We start from the raw sequence: 16961 nt of genomic DNA on the forward strand, positions 1-16961 counted from the left end.
CATGAGCGGACGCTTGCGAAGGCTTGCCCAGACCACGATGCGCCACTTCCGGCGCATCGTGGTTTTCGTGCGCCGCAAGGTCGTCTCGTTCAACGAACTGTGGCGGCATTCGCTGCAGTTCCGGGTCACGGTGTCCACACTGGCGCTGTCGTCGGCCGTGGTGTTCGTGCTGGGCATGGTGCTGCAGAACCAGATCACCGAACGGCTGCTGGAGACCAAGCAGAACGCGGCGATCGCGCAGACGAGGGCGGTCGTCGAGACCGCGGCGGGCGAACTGATCGGCGTCGGCACCGAAAGCCCCGAAGCGCTGACCGCGCGGATGAAGAACGCCCTGAAGAAGATCACCAGCACGACGACTTCGCAGGACAGCGCCGGATCGGCCGCCGGAACCTTCGAACCGGTGCTGGCGGCCGGCGGCCGCGACCAGTCGAGCAAACCGGTGTTCGCCGGCCCCTACGACCGGGTCCCGGAGCGGCTACGCCAGTTCGTGGAGACCGAACAGGTCAGCCACCTGATCCACACGGTCACCGACGCCGACGGCGGCAAGACGACGTACCTGATCGTCGGTGCCCCGGTGAGCACGATGATCAACCCGCTCCAGCTCTACCTGCTGTATCCGCTCACCAGCGAGCAGAACACCGTCTCGACCGTGCAGAACACGCTGCTCGTCGGCGGTCTCGTGCTGCTGCTCCTGCTGGCCGGGATCACGAACCTGGTCACCAGGCAGGTGGTCCGGCCGGTCCGGCAGGCCGCCGCGGCCGCCGAACAGTTCGCGGGCGGAGACCTCGACCAGCGCCTCGCCGTGCTCGGCGAGGACGATCTGGCCAAACTCGCCGTCTCCTACAACGAAATGGCCGCGAGCATCCAGCGGCAGATCCGCCAGCTGGAGGAGTTCGGCGGCCTGCAACGCCGGTTCACCTCGGACGTCTCACACGAACTGCGCACCCCACTGACCACCGTCCGGATGGCCGCCGACGTGCTGCACGCGTCGCGCGAGCAGTTCCCGGCCGGGCTCGCGCGCTCCACCGAACTGCTGGTCGACGAGCTCGACCGGTTCGAGGCCCTGCTCGGCGACCTGCTGGAGATCAGCAGGCTCGACGCGGGCGTCGAAGAGCTTTCCGCCGAGCTGATCGACGTCCGGCCGATCGCGACCAGGGCCGTCGAGCAGGTCCGGGTGATCGCGGGCAACGCGGGCAGCTCGGTCGAACTGGTGCTGCCGGAGGAGGAGGCGCACGCCGAGGTCGACGCGCGCCGCGTCGAGCGGATCCTGCGCAACCTGCTGGCCAACGCGGTGGACCACAGTGAAGGGAACCCGGTGGTGCTGACCCTCGCGGTCAACGAGACCGCGGTCGCCGTCACCGTGCGGGACCACGGTGTCGGCCTGCGGCCGGGCGAAGCGGAACTGGTGTTCAACCGGTTCTGGCGCGCCGACCCGTCCCGTAACCGCCGGACCGGCGGCACCGGGCTCGGCCTCGCGATCAGCCAGGAGGACGCCCGGTTGCACGGCGGCGTGCTCGACGCGTGGGGCGAGACCGGTCACGGCGCCTGTTTCCGGCTCGTGCTGCCGCGGCGGCAGGACACGCCGATGGGGGAGAGCCCGCTGGTCCTGCCCCCGCCCGATCACACTCCGACGGACACGCACGGGTCCTCCGGGCTGCTCGAAGTCCGCCCCGCCCCCGACGCGATCCTCGCCGAGCCAGAGGAGGTCGGCCGGTGAAACGGCTCCTGCCCCTGCTCGCGGTGTTGCTGCTGCTCGCGGGCTGCGCGAACATCCCGCTCGAATCCCAGCCCGCCGTCGTCTCCGGGGACAAAGCCGGGCAGGCGCCGGCGGACGTCGCCGAACCGGCGGCCGGGATCGACCCGCTGACCGTCACCCGCCAGTTCATCCGCAACTCCGCGACCCCGGGCACGGCGAACGCCGACGCGCGGGTCTACCTCGACGAAGAAGGCCGGCGCAACTGGAAGCCGTCGCCGGGGCTGACGATCATCGACGACACCTTCGGCACCGTTTACGACACATCGTCGTCGTCGGGGAACCCGGACGAGCAGGTGGTGAACGTCCGCGGGTTCAAACTCGGCAACCTGAGCCCCGACAGCGCGTTCATCCCGGTGAAGGCCGAGTACTCGCAGCAATTCAAACTGCGGAAGCAGCCGAACGGCCAGTGGCGGATCGTGGACCCGCCGCAGGAACTCGCCGTCACCGACGAGGATTTCGCGCTCAACTACTTCCGGGTGCCGATCAGCTTCTATTCGCCCGACTCCGGCGCCTTCGTCCCCGACCTCCGCTACGTCGCGGCGAAACCGCAGGCCGGATTGCCCGGCCGGGTGATGGACCTGGTGCTGCAGGGACCGTCCGAAGGGCTGAAGGGCGCGGTCAAGGACCTGCTCGGCGACCAGGTCACCACCGAAAGCAACGTCCGCAGCACGGACGACGGGACACTGGACATCAACCTGACCGGCGTCGGCGGGGCCAGCCTCGCGGACCGCAACCTGATCGCCGCGCAGATCGTCCTCTCGCTGCAGACGGTGACGCTGAGCCGGATCCGGCTGCTGGCCGACGGCACCGCGCTGGTGCCGGACCACGAATACTGGCGCGCCAGCGAGCTGCCCAACTACAACGTGGACATCGCGCCCAACTCGGAACTGCTGGGACTGATGACCGTGAACGGGCGGGTCCGGTCGCTCGGCGACGGACAGCCGGTCGGTGGTCCCGCGGGCAACGGCGGATACAAGGTGGTCAGCGCCGCGCAGTCCGTCGACGGGAAACGGCTCGCGGTGGTCGAAGAACGCGACGGCAGGCAGTGGCTCCGGGTAGGCGACCTCGGGCACGACCTCGCCTCGGTGGACCTGTTCGGCGGCAGCCTGAGCCGTCCCACCTGGCGCCCGGTCGCCCGTGGCGGCGGGCTCTCGGGCGAGGTCTGGACGGTCGTCGACCACAACACCGTCGCCAGGGTCACCCTGGCCGCGGACGGCCGCTGGGTGAAGGCCGGCGTCGACGCGACCATGCTCACCGGCCTCGGCCAGATCACCGAACTGCGCCTTTCGCGCGACGGATCGCGGCTGGCCGCCGTGGTCAACGGGCAGCTGGTGGTCGCCTCGATCGTGCGGACGGCGGACTCGGTGGCCCTGCGGGCGCCGCGGAAACTGCAGGAACGCGACCTCAAGGACGTGGTCGACGTCGACTGGGCGACCCAGGACCACCTGATCGCCGCGACGTCGTCGACCTCGCTGCCGGTGGTCAAGGTGCCGCTGGACGGGCAGCGGATGGACACGTTCAACAGCTCGAACCTGACCCCGCCGGTGCACGGCGTCACCGCGGCGCCGAGCAGGCAGAACCTGGTCGCGGACGCGGGCGGGCTGTGGGTCGCCTCCGAGCTGGGCGAAGTCTGGCGGCCGCAGGCGCACACCGTCACCGACGCGGACCCGTTCTACCCAGGCTGAGCACTTCGGCTTACTTCGGGGCGCCCGCATGTCGCGAAAGCCACTTTCGCAACGCGCCATCCTTGCGGTGGGGAGCAAGGGACCTTTAGTACCGCTAGCTTTCCTGGCGGCGCTAGCGATCCGTGGCGGCAGAAGTCCGTGAAGGCCTCCTTCACTACCTTGAGGGTAGGCAAGGAGTCCTTCACGGACAGAAGCCAAGCCGCCCGAAAGCCTTCTCCTCAACTGCGGTCCTGACTGGTCCCCTTAGGACGAAAGGGTCCAAACCGGACCTCTCACGACACGACGTGCCCTGGAACTGTCGGAGCCCTGGCCGACACTCGCCCCATGTCCAACCTCCTGGATCTCCTCATCCCCGCCCGCTGCGTGTCCTGCGGAGCACCGGGCGCTCCCTGCTGTGCCACCTGTCAGACCGCTTGGGGTTCGCTCAGCGAGATCATCCGCGGCCCGACGGCCGGGCTTGTGCCCGTGTACGCCCTGGCCCCCTACGCCGGCGAGGCCCGCCGCCTGATCCTCGCCTACAAGGAACGCGGCCGCCGCGACCTCGCGCCTTCCCTGGGGCGGGCGATCGCCGAAGCCCTCGCCCAGCTGCCCGATCCGGAGCCGGAACCTTGTCTCGTTCCGGTGCCCTCGCGGCGGCACGCCTCCCGTGTGCGCGGCGGGCCGCACGTCCGGCGGGTTGCCGCAGAATGCGTGAAAGTACTAAGAGGCAAGGGAAAAGTCGCGACAGTGGCGCCGGTCCTCAAGCTGAGGTCCGGAGTTCGCGACGCCGTGGGACTCAGCCGGGCCGAGCGGTCGGCGAACCTTGACGGCCGGATCCGCCTCGCTCCCGGAGCCTGCCGGGAGAAGGTCGTTCTCCTTGACGACGTCATCACAACCGGAGCGACCGCCGCCGCTTGTACGCGTTTTTTGGACATAAGCGGAATTCACGTTTCCGCGGTGGTGGCGCTGGCCGCCGCCGGGTGATCGCGCAGTCACCTACAAGAGTGATGAATGATCGGGAACGCGAATGGGTACAAGGGCGTTGACGGGATATGAGGGAGCTTGAGGGGAACACTCCGACGGCCCGCCACTCCACCGGGGTGGCGGCGGATTCCCTCGGGGACGGTGTCCTAGGCACCCTCCGCATTTTCCTGTCCGAAGGCTTGCGCCGTCCGCGTGAAAACAAATCACGGGGTCGACGCCCGACAGGCCGGATTGTCGCGCTGGCCGCACGATCTTCGTCGCGTGCGGTGACGAGGTCTCACGTCCTGATATCCCCCGGCTCGGGGGCTGTTGCTCGCGGCGTGATGCAGCTAACGTGCAGCGCTATCAGCAATCCCGGCAGGCAGGGAGGTGACCAGCCCATGTCCCTGGCGCCGGAGCCGCGCTGAGTCCGCGCTCGGACATCCGACACGAGACGTCGTGACCGTATGCCGAGTTCCCTCACCGCCCGCGATCCGGGCTTCGTCCCCGCATTACCGGCGCCCTAGTGAACACATCTACAGCTCGCAGTCATTTCAGCGAGGGAGGTCGTGTATGGACATCGTCGTTAAGGGCCGCAACGTGGAGGTGCCCGACCACTATCGGGCACTCGTCAGCGAAAAGCTGGCCCGGCTAGAGCGCTACGACAAGAAGGTCATCCGTTACGACGTGGAGCTCTTCCACGAGCCCAATCGCCGGCAGTCGAAGAACTGCCAGCGCGTCGAAATCACCGGTAAGGGCCGAGGCCCCGCCGTACGCGCCGAAGCGTGTGCCGGCGACTTCTACGCAGCGCTGGATTCCGCACTGAACAAGCTCGAAAACAGGTTGCGGAAGACACACGACCGCCGGCGCGTGCACTACGGCCGCAGCCGCCCGGAATCCGTCGCCGAGGCGACTTCGATGGCGGCCGCCGGTGGAATGACCACCGACACCCGACATCTGGCCGGTACCGCTGTACTCGAAGCGCCTGAGGCCGAACCCATGGCCAACGGTTTCGCTGTCGAGGGCGGTGACTTCGAGATGCCCCAGCAGCAGCGCTGGGACGACGGGGTGACCGAACATCAGCCCGGTCGCGTCGTCCGCGAGAAGAAACATGACGCGGAGCCCATGACGGTCGACCAGGCTCTCTACGAGATGGAACTGGTCGGTCACGACTTCTACCTGTTCAACGACGCCGACGCCGGGTGCCCGAGCGTCGTCTACCGGAGGCGAGGCTTCGACTACGGCGTCATCCGGCTGAGCTAGCCGGCCCCACGTCCAGACGGCGGCCCGCACGCGTCCCGTGCGGGCCGCCGTCATGTCCGGATCAGGCGGGACGCGGCCTCGTCCCGTCAGTTACCGACCGACGGTGCGTGCGCGAACACCGAGGTGTTCCCTACGATGGGGGCGGACGGTGGTGCGTTACCAGGCACCACCGCGTACGAGATTGCCCGGGACCGGCTCGGGTGCGATCACAATCAGCTAGTGAGGTCGACCGGATGGTGCTGAACCGCCTGCTCCGCGCGGGCGAGGGCAAAATGGTGAAGCGGCTGCGACACATCGCCGATCACATCAACACCCTCGAAGACGACGTCAAGGATCTGTCGGACTCCGCGCTGCGGGCCAAGACCGACGAGTTCCGTAAACGGCACGCGGACGGCGAGTCCCTCGACGACCTCCTGCCGGAGGCCTTCGCGGTGGCGAGGGAGGCGGCCTGGCGCGTGCTCGGCCAGCGGCCCTACGACGTCCAGCTGATGGGCGGCGCCGCGCTGCACCTCGGCCAGGTCTCCGAGATGAAGACCGGTGAGGGCAAGACCCTGACCCAGGTCCTCCCCGCGTACCTGAACGCCGTCTCCGGCAAGGGCGTGCACGTCATCACGGTGAACGACTACCTCGCCAAACGTGACGCCGAGTGGATGGGCCGCATCCACCGCTTCCTCGGCCTCGAGGTCGGGGTCATCCTGGCCGACCAGACGCCCGAGGTCCGCCGCCAGCAGTACGCCGCCGACATCACGCACGGCACGAACAACGAGTTCGGCTTCGACTACCTCCGCGACAACATGGCGTGGAGCCTCGAAGACTGCGTGCAGCGCGGCCACAACTTCGCGATCGTCGACGAGGTGGACTCCATCCTCATCGACGAGGCCAGGACGCCGCTGATCATCTCGGGCCCGGCCGACCAGTCCTCGCGCTGGTACATCGAGTTCGCCCGGATGACCCCGCTGATGAAGCCGGACGTCCACTACGAGGTGGACATCCGCAAGCGCACCGTCGGTGTCACCGAGAAGGGTGTCGCGTTCGTCGAGGACCAGCTCGGCATCGACAACCTCTACGAGGCCGCGAACACGCCGCTGGTCGGCTACCTGAACAACGCGCTGAAGGTCAAGGAGCTCTACAAGCGCGACAAGGACTACATCGTCCGTGACGGTGAGGTCCTCATCGTCGACGAGTTCACCGGCCGCATCCTGCACGGCCGCCGCTACAACGAGGGCATGCACCAGGCGATCGAGGCCAAGGAAGGCGTCGAGATCAAGGCCGAGAACCAGACGCTCGCCACGATCACGCTGCAGAACTACTTCCGGCTCTACGACAAGCTGGCGGGCATGACCGGTACCGCCGAGACCGAGGCGGCCGAGTTCCACCAGACCTACAAGCTGGGTGTGGTGCCGATCCCGACCAACAAGCCGATGGTCCGCGCCGACCAGGCCGACCTGATCTACAAGACCGAGCAGGCCAAGTTCGAGGCCGTCGCCGAGGACATCGCCGAGAGGCACGAGAAGGGCCAGCCGGTGCTGGTCGGCACCACGAGTGTCGAGAAGTCCGAGCACCTGTCGAAGCTGCTGCTCAAGCTGGGTGTCCCGCACGAGGTCCTCAACGCCAAGCACCACGACCGGGAGGCGCTGATCGTCGCCCGCGCCGGGCGCAAGGGCGCGGTCACGGTCGCCACCAACATGGCGGGCCGCGGTACCGACATCGTGCTCGGCGGCAACCCGGACATCATCGCCGACGAGGTGCTGCGCGACCGCGGCCTCGACCCGGTGGAGCACTCCGAGGAGTACGAGGCCGCCTGGCCGAAGGTGCTCGAAGAGGTCCAGGCCGACACCAAGGCCGAGGCCGAGGAGGTCCGCGCGGCGGGCGGGCTGTACGTGCTCGGCACGGAGCGGCACGAGTCGCGCCGGATCGACAACCAGCTCCGCGGTCGTTCCGGCCGTCAGGGCGACCCGGGCGAGTCCCGGTTCTACCTGTCGCTCGGTGACGAGCTCATGCGCCGCTTCAACGCGACGATGGTCGAGCGGGTCATGACCACCATGCGGCTGCCGGACGACGTGCCGATCGAGCACAAGATGGTCTCCAAGGCGATCAAGAGCGCTCAGACGCAGGTCGAGCAGCAGAACATGGAGATCCGCAAGAACGTCCTCAAGTACGACGAGGTCATGAACGAGCAGCGCAAGGTGATCTACGCCGAGCGCCTGCGCGTCCTCGAAGGCGAGGATCTCCGCGAGCAGATCGAGCACATGCTGGTCGACGTCATCAACGCGTACGTCACCGAAGAGACCGCCACGGGCTACGCCGAGGACTGGGACCACGAGAAGCTGTGGACGGCGCTGAAGCAGCTGTACCCGGTCAAGGTCACCTGGGAAGAGCTCACCGAGGACGACGACCTCGACGCCGACAAGCTTCGTGAGGCGTTGCTCGAAGACGCGCACCGCGCGTACGACGAGCGCGAAGCCGAGATCGACGCGAAGGTCGGCGAAGGCGCGATGCGCAGCCTGGAGCGCCAGGTGATGCTCACCGTGCTCGACCGCAAGTGGCGTGAGCACCTCTACGAGATGGACTATCTCAAGGAGGGCATCGGCATGCGGGCCCTGGCGCAGCGCGACCCGGTCATCGAGTACCAGCGCGAGGGCTACGACATGTTCCGCGCGATGCTGGAGTCGCTGAAGGAGGAGGCCGTCGGTTTCCTGTTCAACCTCCAGGTCGAGCAGGCCGAGCCCACCACCCCGGCGCCGGAGTCGGCGTCCGCGCTGCCCGCCGGTGTCGGCTCCGGGAACGGCCAGGCCGCCAACGGCGACGGACGGCACGCCCGCCCGACGCCTCCGCAGGCGCCGGCGACCGACACCGAGTCCGTGCCGTCCGCCTTGCGGGGCAAGGGACTCGGCGGCGGTTCGCGGTCCGGGCTGACGATGTCGGGCCCGTCCGAGGACGGCGGCGTCGAGTCGCATTCGGACAGTGCCGACAGTGCCGGTGGTGACCAGGGCGGAACCCGCCGGGAGCGTCGCGCCGCGCAGCGCGCCTCCCAGAAGAAGGGCAAGAAGGGCCCGCGCCGCTAAAGGCCCCAAGGCGCGTGAAGGCCCCCTTCCCTCGGCCACGGTTTCGAATGACCAGCCGAGGGAAGGGGGCCTTCACGCGCTTCAGGCCGCGAGCGCGGAGACTCGTCTCGGCGGCTTCAGCAGGTGGAAGCGGGTGCACACCCAGCCCGACGGTGTCCGCTCGAAGCGGGCGGCCAGCGCGAGGCAGCGTCCGTTCTGTTCGACGGTCGCGCAGGCTTCGACGACGCCGTCCGCCGGATGCCCCAGGTGGACCGACTTCGGCCGGTAGCCGCCCGAGGGACGGCGGCGGCCGCTGTCGAGCAGCGCGCTGTGCAGCGCCGGGTCGAGGATGGGCCGCACCTGGACCGCGGGACGGCGCCCGTCACAGGCTTCGAGGATGGTGGTCAGCAGCCTGCCGACCTGCCGGCCGTCGGGGGTGTCCGGTCGCGGCCGTGGTTCCTCCACGACGGCTTCGCCGAACAGCGGCAGGTCCAGCACGAGCTGGTTGTCCGGCGCCGCGGCCCGGTGCACCAGGCCGTCCGGCCTGCCGGCGACCCGGTACGGCGGCTCACACGGTTCAAGCCGTCTCAGTACGTACGACTTCATCTGACAGTCCCCCTCCGCGGCCCCCTCGGCCGCGCCCAGCAACTAAGGGGCAGATGGCGGGCGGAACCGCGACAAGGACCGCCCGAGAGGATGAACCGGGCGGTGATCGCTTGTGTACGGTGGCCCGTGCTGAAAGGGCTGGTCATCGACTACGTCGGGGTGCTCACGGACGCCGGCGCGGACGAGCTGTACGCCTTCCTGCGGGCGGCGAGGGAGCGCGGCATCAAAACGGCCTTGCTCTCGAACGCTCCCGGCGCCTCCGACGAGGCCAAACGGTCGCTCTGCCCGTTCTTCGACGCCCTCGTCTTCTCCGGTGAGGTCGGCGTGGCCAAACCCGAACGCGAGGTCTACCTGCTCACCGCGGGACTGCTCGACCTGCCCGCCGGCCGGTGCGTGTTCGTCGACGACGCCGCGCACAACGTCCGCGCGGCGGTGGCGGCCGGGATGGCGGGAGTGCACCACACCTCGGTCGAGGAGACGCTGACCGAGCTCAGCGCCTTGTTCCCGGCGCCTTAGCGCGCCGCACCAGCTCGAAGGACAGCACCGCCGCGGCGGCCGACACGTTCAGCGACTCGACCTCGCCCGGCATCGGGATCGACACCCACTCCGTGACCAGCTCGCCGACCTCGGCCCCGACGCCGTTCGTCTCCCCGCCCAGCACGAAGGCCGCGCGCTGCGGCAGCTCGACGTCGAACACCGAGCTTCGTGCGGAAGCGCCCATCGCGAAGATCCCGTAGCCGGCCTCGGTGAGCATCTCGGCCGCCTCGCGCGCGCTGCCGCATCGCAGCACCGGCGCGCGGAACGCGACCCCGGCCGAAGCCTTGACCACCATCGGGTCGAGGGCGGCGACGCCGCGCCGCGGTACCACGACCCCGTCCAGCCCGGCCGCGGTCGCCGTGCGCAGGATCATCCCGACGTTCGCCGGGGTGGTGATGCCGTCGAGCAGCAGCACCCGCGACGGCGGCCTGCCGTCGGACAGGGCGGCGTGCAGGGAGCGCATCCGCGGGGCGACGACGTCGGCCAGCACGCCCTGGTCCTGTTTGCCGTTGCCGGCCAGCACCTTGACGCGATGCGCGCTCGCGCGCTGTACCGGTACCCCGGCGGCCTTGGCGGCACGCTGGATCTCGGCGGCGTTCGGCCCTCGCACGGTGTCGGCGAGGATCACCTTGTCCACCTCGAGCGCCGCGTCGTCCAAGGCCTCGAGCACCGGTTTGCGCCCGTACACCGTCAGGAACCGGTCCTTCGGCGAGATCACCGACTCATCACCCACACCGGCGAGTGTCCCACTGTGTAAGGATCGGCTCATGCCCGACCGCCTCTCCGCGCTGGACGCCTCGTTCCTGTACGTGGAAGACCACTCGACCCCGATGCACGTCGGCGGTGTGGCGATCTTCGAGCGGCCGCGCGACGGCTTCACCCACGAGCAGCTGCTGGACCTGATCGGGCAGCGCCTCGCCTTCCTGCCGCGTTACCGGCAGCGGGTGCTGGAGGTGCCGGGGCATCTCGCCAGGCCGGTGTGGGTCGACGACGTCGACTTCGACCTGAACTACCACGTCCGCCGGTCCGCGCTGCCGCAGCCGGGTTCCGACGGCCGGCTGTTCGACCTCGTGGCGCGGCTGATGTCGCGGCGGCTCGACCCGGGAAGGCCGCTCTGGGAGGCGTATTTCGTCGAGGGCCTCGCGGGCGACCGCGTCGCGCTGGTGACCAAGACGCATCAGTCCGTCGTGGACGGGATCGGCACCATCGAGCTCGGGCAGCTGATCCTCGACGCCACCCCGCAGGAGCCGGAACCGTTCGACGACACCTGGCATCCGCGCCGGGAACCGAGCCGTACGCAGCTGATCCTCGACGCGGTCGCCGAGACCGTGCAGCGGCCGACGGAGCTGGTGGAGAACGTCCGCTCCATCGCCCACGACGCCACCGCGATGGCGGGCAAGGTCACCGAAACGGTCGGTGACGTCGCGTCGGCGCTGAAGACCATGGTGAATCCGGCGCCGTCCGGGCCGCTCAACGTCCGCACCTCGGGCGGCCGCGTGTTCGCCGTGGTCCGTACGCGGCTGGAGGATTTCCGCAAGGTCCGCGCCGCGCACGGCGGGACGGTCAACGACGTCGTGCTCGCCGCGATCACCGGCGCGCTGCGGGAATGGCTGCTCTCCCGCGGCTCGAACCTGACCGCGACGACCACCGTGCGCGCGCTGGTGCCGATGGCCGTCCGCGACGCCGAGACGGCCGAGTTCTCGACGCCGGCACTGGTCGGGAACCAGGTCGACGCCTATCTGGTCGATCTCCCGGTCGGGGAGCCGAACGCGGTCCTGCGGCTGCAGCACATCGGCCACGCGATGGCGGACCACCTCGACTCCGGCCGTTCGGTCGCCGCGCGCGGGCTGCTGACGGTCGGCGGTTTCGCCCCGGCGACGCTGCATTCGCTGGGCGCGCGGGCGGCCGGGTCGATGTCGGGGCGCATTTTCAACGTGCTGATCACCAACTCACCGGGCCCGCAGGTGCCGCTCTACGCGGGACAGGCGAAGATGGTGGAGATGTTCCCGGTCATGCCGCTGGTGCGCAATCAGGCGCTGGCGATCGGGGTCACCTCGTATCACGGCGGTGTCTACTTCGGACTGAACGGCGACCGCAAGGCCGTGTCCGATGTGGACCTGCTCGCCGGGATGATCGAGGAATCGTTGGAAGAGCTGAAGGGTGCGCACTGGTGAGGGTCTATCTACCGGCGACGATCGCGATGCTCCGTGAGCTCGAAACCACCGGCGAGTTCCGGGCGCGGAGTGGCACGGGATTCGCGCTGACCCCGGCGCTGCGGGAGTCCTACGCCAGCGGTTCCGACGAAGAACTCGAATACGCCGCGCTGCTCGACGCCGCGAGGGCGTCGCTCCGGCTGATCGCGGCCGAGGAGAAGCCCGAGCCGCGGCGCGTGGTGATCTCGGCAGACGTCGAGGAGGTCACGTTGCGCCCGGATCTCGACGCCGCCGTCGTCCGGCTGTCCGGGCCGGTGAAGATCGCCGGCGTCGCCGCGATCCACGTCGACGCGGCCGAGGCCGCCGAGACCGTGCAGGCCGCCGCCGCGGTGATCGACCAAGCCGACCTCGGCGACCCGGACGCGGAGTTCACCCTCGGCGACGCCGAAGACCACGAACTCGCCTGGTACGCGCCTCAAGAACTCCCGTTCCTGCTGGAACTCCTGTAACCCCTCCGCATTTCGTCCTCTGAATGCGATCCTTGCACGCGCAACTACCGCATTCAGAGGACGAAACGCGTCAGAACCAGGACGGGCCGGGAACCGGGCGCTCGGGGCGCCAGCCGGTCGCTTCGGTGAGCCGGGCCGAGACGACGCGCTGCGAGCGCGCCAGCACCGACATCAGGCCCAGGCGGTTCGCCAGCCACTTCGGCAGCGCGTGCGGACGGCGGACACCGGCCGCCGCGGCCATCGCCTCGCCGAGTTCCTGCTTCCGCACCGGATCCGCGGCCAGGTTGTAGACGCCGCTCGGTGCCCGCAGCGCCGCGATCGCGCCCGCCGCCGCGTCGTCCGGATGGATCGCCGCGGTCCAGTCGGTCCGGCGGCCGAAGATCAGCGGCGAACCGCGCCGCGCGGCCGCCAGCATCGTCGTGGTCATCGGATCGTCGGCGACCAGGAGCCCGATCCGCAACCGGATCGCGGTGCGCCCCTCGTCCGCCAGTTCCGCGATGTTCGCGTGCGCCACCGTCGAAGACGCGATGTTGCCGCGCAGCTCGAGGGGCGCGTCCTCGTCCAGTTCCTGGTCGCCGCCGTCGGCGTAGACGAACGAAATCCCTTCCTGCACCACGATTCCCACCTCACCGACCCGGCGCACGGCATTCGCCAGCGTCCTGCTGCCGGTGATCCGCACCCGGTCGTTCTCGGCCCAGCCGGACAACGTCATCGCGTGGCGCGCGTCCGGGATGCGGGTCGCGACGTTCAGCACCGCGTCGTGCCCGTTCAGCGCGCCTGCCAGGGAATCGACGTCGAACAGCGAACCCGGCACCGGTTTCGCCCCGGTCGCGCGCACCGCCGCGACCCGGTCCACCCCGCGGGCCAGCCCGCTCACCTCGTGGCCTTCGGCCACCAGACGCCGCACCAGCGGACGCCCCAGCACCCCGGTCGCCCCGATCACCATCACCCGCATGTCCGCTCCTCCTGTCCCGCCTTCACGAGAGGGACGAGACGCGCGCGGGGAACGTGACGGGTCAGCCCGCCGGGATCTCCCCGATCTCCTCCGGCGGCGGCGCCTGGATGTCGGCCTGCGTGCCCCATTCGCCGTAACGCGTGACGATCCGGGCCGTCGCGCTGTCCGGGACACCCGAAGCGGCGAGGACCGGCGCGAGGTCGAGCACGATCCGCACCGGCCGGTGCGTGTCGTCGAGCCAGACCTCCATGGGGATCTTCCCGACCTTCCCCCGCAATTCGCCGACGGCCTCGGCCGACAACCCGGCGGGCAGATCACCGCCCAGCGCGACCAGGTCGACGTCCAGCCGGTAGTGCTCGGCGGGCATCCCGTCGAGTTCGGTGTGCCCGGATTCGGTGAGCGTGCCCGCCTTCCGCACCTGGTCGAGCGCGCGGGCGGGGTCATTCTGCTTCGCCAGCTGGTCGATGCTGCCGCCGGCGACCTGCGAAAACGGATCCGCGCCGTCGGGGGAGACCTTCACCCAGGGTTTTCCGCCGGGGACGTCCTCGCGGGCGGCTTCCGGGACCTTGGCGAAGACGATCTTGTCGACGAGTCGGAGTTCGAGGGGTTCGCCGAGGAAGTCCGTGGACATGGCCAGCGCGGTGCCCGCCCCCGCGACCCTCGCCTGTCCCTGGCTCTTCGACCGCATCGTGCCCGCGGCGACCTCGGTGACGAACTTCGCGGCCTTGCCGTCCATGGCGGACGTGGCTCCGTCGGCGAGCGCGCGGGCGTCGGCGAACGACACGGCTCCGCCGTCGCACGCGCCGAGCAGCGCGCCGGCGACGAGCACGACGGTGGACAGGGCCGTTCTCCGCATGAGGACCTGCTTTCAAAGGCGGGCGCCCAAGCGAAACACAGCGGTGGCCCGCACCCCGATCGGGGGACGGCTCAGCGGCTGTCGCCGACCGCCTCGGGCGGCGGCGCGATGATCACCACATCCGAAGCCCAGCTGTCGTACTTGACCGTGGCCTTGCCGATGGTGACCCGCACCGGGCGCTGCTCGCCGTCCAGCCACAGCTCGGCCGGGGCACCGCCGAGGTCGAGGACGTACCGCGTGGCGGCCGTGCCGTCCGCATCGGCCTGTTCGGACTTGGTGACCTTGCCCGACTTCGAGATCCGGTCGATCGTCCGCGTCGGATCCATCGTCTCGACGACGTTCGTCAGCAACGCGCCGTTGGCTGCGGAGAGCGAATCCTTGCCGCCGGCGGTGATCTTGACCCATTCCTTGTCGGTCTTGAATTCCCGGACCTGCGTGTCCGACAGGTGGTAGTAGAGGACGCCGTCGGCGAAGATCAGGTCCCGTTTCTCACCCGCGACCTCGGCGACCATGGAGAACTTGCTGTTCTGGCCCTCGTAGAGCCCGGAACTGGTGACCACGACCTTGCGGCCGTCCTCAGTGGTGGTCTCCAGCGCGATCTTGGACGAGCGGGCCTTCTGCGTGCCCGCGGCGGCGGCCGAGGCCAGTTGCGCCGCGTCGTTCACCGGCTGTGCCGCCGGTTTCCCTTCCCCGGAGCAGCCGCCCAGCAGCAGGAGAGCGGTACAGACGACGGCGAATCCGGTGGCACGCATGGGACTCCCTCGGGTGAATGGTCTGTACCACTACCGTAGCGCCTATCGCGTGAATTTCCACCGTCCGATGGTCCGGAAGCGCGTGAAGGTCTAGCCGTCCATCAGCTCGATGTAGTCGGCGACCTCCCCGTCGGGCGGCGGGGAGACATCGACGGCCGCTCCCCAGTCGCTGTAGGTGTAGGTCGATTCGGCCTCGACCGTCTCGGGCGCCCCCATCCCCTTCATGAGCGAGGTCATGTCCATGGTCATCTTCACCGGAAGCTGCTCGGCGTTGATCCACAGCTCGGCCGGAACCCGCAGGTCCTTGCCTTCGAGCCGCTTCTCGACCTCTGCCCGCTGGTCCGCGGGCAGGTCGTCGCCGAGGAACAGGTCGAACTGCTTCCGCATGTCGAATTCCACGAAGTAGTGGTTCACCGGCAAGCCGTTCAGCTGGGTCTGTTCCGACTTGATGATCTTGCCGGTCTTTTCGACCATCTCCAGCTGCTTCGCCGGGTCGCCCATCTCGAACGACCGCTGCATGGCCTTCCCGATGGCCTTCCTCCGGGGTTCCTCGCTGTCCAACGGGATCTTTCCCCAGGTCTTGGCTGTCTTGAGCTCGGCCCGTTGGTCGCCGGACAGCTTGATGAACAGGATCCGGTCCACCAGGCGCATCCCGACCGTTTCGCCGTCGACGGTCATGTTCGCCTCGAGCTTCGTGGCGGGACCGTCGTAGAACGCCTTCACCGTGCCCGTGACCGCTTGGGCCCCGAGCATGCCGTCGATGATCGTCGTGGAGGACTTCGCCTTCTGAGTCCCCTGCTTAGCGGCCTCGACGAGGCCGAGCGCGTCGGTGAACGGGCTGGCCAGCGCGAGTTCGCCGCCGCCCTTGGTGTTCTCGGGGGTCGCCTCCGGACGGGTGCCGCAGCCCGTGACCACGAGGGTCAGGGCCGCGGCCACCGCGACGAACTTGAAGGTGGCACGCACCTACCGGCCGCCGGCCTTCTTCATGATCTCCGCCAGGTCGCCGACCTGGTCGGCGGGCGGGGCGGTGATGTTCACCGGGCTGCCCCAGTCGGTGTACTTGACCGTGGTCTTGGCGACGCCGTCACCGGGGGCGCCCATGGCCTTCACAAACGCGGTCTGGTCCGAAACGACCTGCACCGGCAGCTGGTCGGCGTTGAGCCACAGCTCGGTGGGGATGGTGACGTTCTTGCCCTTGAGCTTCGCGTCGAGCTGCTTCAGGACATCGGCGGGCAGGGGGATGCCGATGTCGCCGACGACGAGGGCGATGGCCTTCTCGACCTCGATCTCGACGACGTAGTGGTTGGTCAGCTCACCGTTCAGCTCGACCTGATCCGACTTCGTGATCTTGCCGGCCTTCGAGACCTGCTCGAGGGTGCGCGACGGGTCACTGTCCTTGATGGCCTTCGACATCATCTTGCCGAGCAGCTGCGAGATGGGGTCCTGGCCGTCGGCGGAGATCTTCACGTACGACTTGTCGGTCTTCATCTCGGCTTTGTCGGCCGCGTCGAGCTTGAAGAACAACGCGCTGTCGACGAAGAGCACGTCCAGCTTCTTGCCGTCGCTGTCCATGGACATCGAGAACTTGGTGTTCTCGCCGTCGTACACGCCCTGCCCGGTCGCCGTGTTCTTCTCGGTGCCGGCGACGGTCTCCATCGTCACCTTCGACGACTTGGCCTTCTTGGTGCTCTCGCGGGTCAGGGCCGCGAGCTGGATCGGGTCGCCGAGCGGCGCCGAAAGCAGGCTCTTCTGCTCGGAAGGAGCAGGAGCGGGAGCAGCCGCGGTGGGCTGCTTTTCGCCACCGCAGGCGGACAGCGCCAGGACGGCGGCCGTGGTGATGGCGGCGAGTGTGGTTACGCGCTTCAAGAGGACCCCTCAGAAAAGTTGATCTAATCCGAACGGG

Annotated in this window: 15 protein-coding genes; 8 read left to right on the forward strand and 7 right to left on the reverse strand. The window is 69.0% G+C overall.

What is annotated here, in order from left to right; genetic code table 11:
- Position 1 precedes the first annotated feature (1 nt).
- The 5 genes from mtrB (at position 2) to secA (ending at position 8711) form a co-directional block, all read left to right on the forward strand.
- Positions 2-1717: an MtrAB system histidine kinase MtrB gene (gene mtrB / locus AC0685_RS16610; protein WP_478226298.1), complete on the forward strand. Its 1716-nt coding sequence runs from the start codon at positions 2-4 to the stop codon at positions 1715-1717.
- Entirely contained in the window at positions 1714-3441 is a 1728-nt protein-coding gene (locus AC0685_RS16615) for an LpqB family beta-propeller domain-containing protein (protein ID WP_478226299.1), read from the forward strand. Before mtrB ends, AC0685_RS16615 begins: the two co-directional genes overlap by 4 nt.
- 324 nt (positions 3442-3765) lie before the next feature.
- Positions 3766-4404, forward strand: a complete 639-nt coding sequence (locus tag AC0685_RS16620; protein ID WP_478226300.1) for a ComF family protein — start codon at positions 3766-3768, stop codon at positions 4402-4404.
- A 552-nt stretch (positions 4405-4956) separates the two neighbouring features.
- Positions 4957-5646: a ribosome hibernation-promoting factor, HPF/YfiA family gene (hpf, locus tag AC0685_RS16625; protein WP_340687160.1), complete on the forward strand. Its 690-nt coding sequence runs from the start codon at positions 4957-4959 to the stop codon at positions 5644-5646.
- Positions 5647-5879: 233 nt separating this feature from the next.
- On the forward strand, positions 5880-8711 hold the full coding sequence (gene secA, locus AC0685_RS16630; protein WP_478226301.1) for a preprotein translocase subunit SecA: 2832 nt from the start codon (positions 5880-5882) through the stop codon (positions 8709-8711).
- An 81-nt stretch (positions 8712-8792) separates the two neighbouring features.
- Here secA and AC0685_RS16635 read toward each other — a convergent pair whose 3' ends face one another.
- A complete protein-coding gene (locus tag AC0685_RS16635; RefSeq protein ID WP_478226302.1) occupies positions 8793-9296 on the reverse strand; it encodes an Rv3235 family protein in 504 nt (167 codons plus the stop codon).
- A gap of 90 nt (positions 9297-9386) precedes the next feature.
- Between AC0685_RS16635 and AC0685_RS16640 the strand changes: the two genes are divergently transcribed.
- Positions 9387-9812 (forward strand): HAD-IA family hydrolase, encoded by a 426-nt coding sequence (locus AC0685_RS16640; protein ID WP_478226303.1) that lies wholly within the window; start codon positions 9387-9389, stop codon positions 9810-9812.
- On the opposite strand, the gene AC0685_RS16645 is transcribed toward AC0685_RS16640, so the two are convergent.
- Positions 9787-10566 carry a TrmH family RNA methyltransferase gene (locus AC0685_RS16645; protein WP_478226304.1) on the reverse strand — a complete coding sequence of 260 codons (780 nt, stop codon included), beginning with the start codon at positions 10564-10566 and terminating at the stop codon, positions 9787-9789. The two genes, AC0685_RS16640 and AC0685_RS16645, sit on opposite strands and share 26 nt — an antisense overlap.
- Positions 10567-10600: 34 nt before the next feature.
- Between AC0685_RS16645 and AC0685_RS16650 the strand changes: the two genes are divergently transcribed.
- Both AC0685_RS16650 and AC0685_RS16655 read left to right on the forward strand, forming a co-directional pair.
- Positions 10601-12007 (forward strand): WS/DGAT/MGAT family O-acyltransferase, encoded by a 1407-nt coding sequence (locus tag AC0685_RS16650; RefSeq protein ID WP_478226305.1) that lies wholly within the window; start codon positions 10601-10603, stop codon positions 12005-12007.
- Positions 12004-12495 (forward strand): DUF6912 family protein, encoded by a 492-nt coding sequence (locus AC0685_RS16655; RefSeq protein ID WP_478226306.1) that lies wholly within the window; start codon positions 12004-12006, stop codon positions 12493-12495. Before AC0685_RS16650 ends, AC0685_RS16655 begins: the two co-directional genes overlap by 4 nt.
- Positions 12496-12565: 70 nt before the next feature.
- Here AC0685_RS16655 and AC0685_RS16660 read toward each other — a convergent pair whose 3' ends face one another.
- From AC0685_RS16660 to AC0685_RS16680, 5 genes are all read right to left on the reverse strand, one after another.
- Positions 12566-13450 carry an NAD-dependent epimerase/dehydratase family protein gene (locus tag AC0685_RS16660; RefSeq protein ID WP_478226307.1) on the reverse strand — a complete coding sequence of 295 codons (885 nt, stop codon included), beginning with the start codon at positions 13448-13450 and terminating at the stop codon, positions 12566-12568.
- A gap of 61 nt (positions 13451-13511) precedes the next feature.
- A complete protein-coding gene (locus tag AC0685_RS16665) occupies positions 13512-14306 on the reverse strand; it encodes an SCO4651 family lipoprotein (protein WP_478226308.1) in 795 nt (264 codons plus the stop codon).
- 71 nt (positions 14307-14377) lie between these two features.
- The gene (locus AC0685_RS16670) at positions 14378-15058 is read right to left on the reverse strand and encodes a hypothetical protein (RefSeq protein WP_478226309.1); all 681 of its coding nucleotides are present in this window, start codon (positions 15056-15058) and stop codon (positions 14378-14380) included.
- Between the two features lie 90 nt (positions 15059-15148).
- A complete protein-coding gene (locus AC0685_RS16675) occupies positions 15149-16021 on the reverse strand; it encodes an SCO4651 family lipoprotein (protein WP_478226310.1) in 873 nt (290 codons plus the stop codon).
- Complete coding sequence (locus AC0685_RS16680; protein WP_478226311.1) at positions 16022-16924, reverse strand: SCO4651 family lipoprotein; 903 nt, start codon at positions 16922-16924, stop codon at positions 16022-16024.
- Positions 16925-16961 lie beyond the last annotated feature (37 nt).

This window comes from Amycolatopsis sp. NPDC043889, from assembly GCF_056435645.1.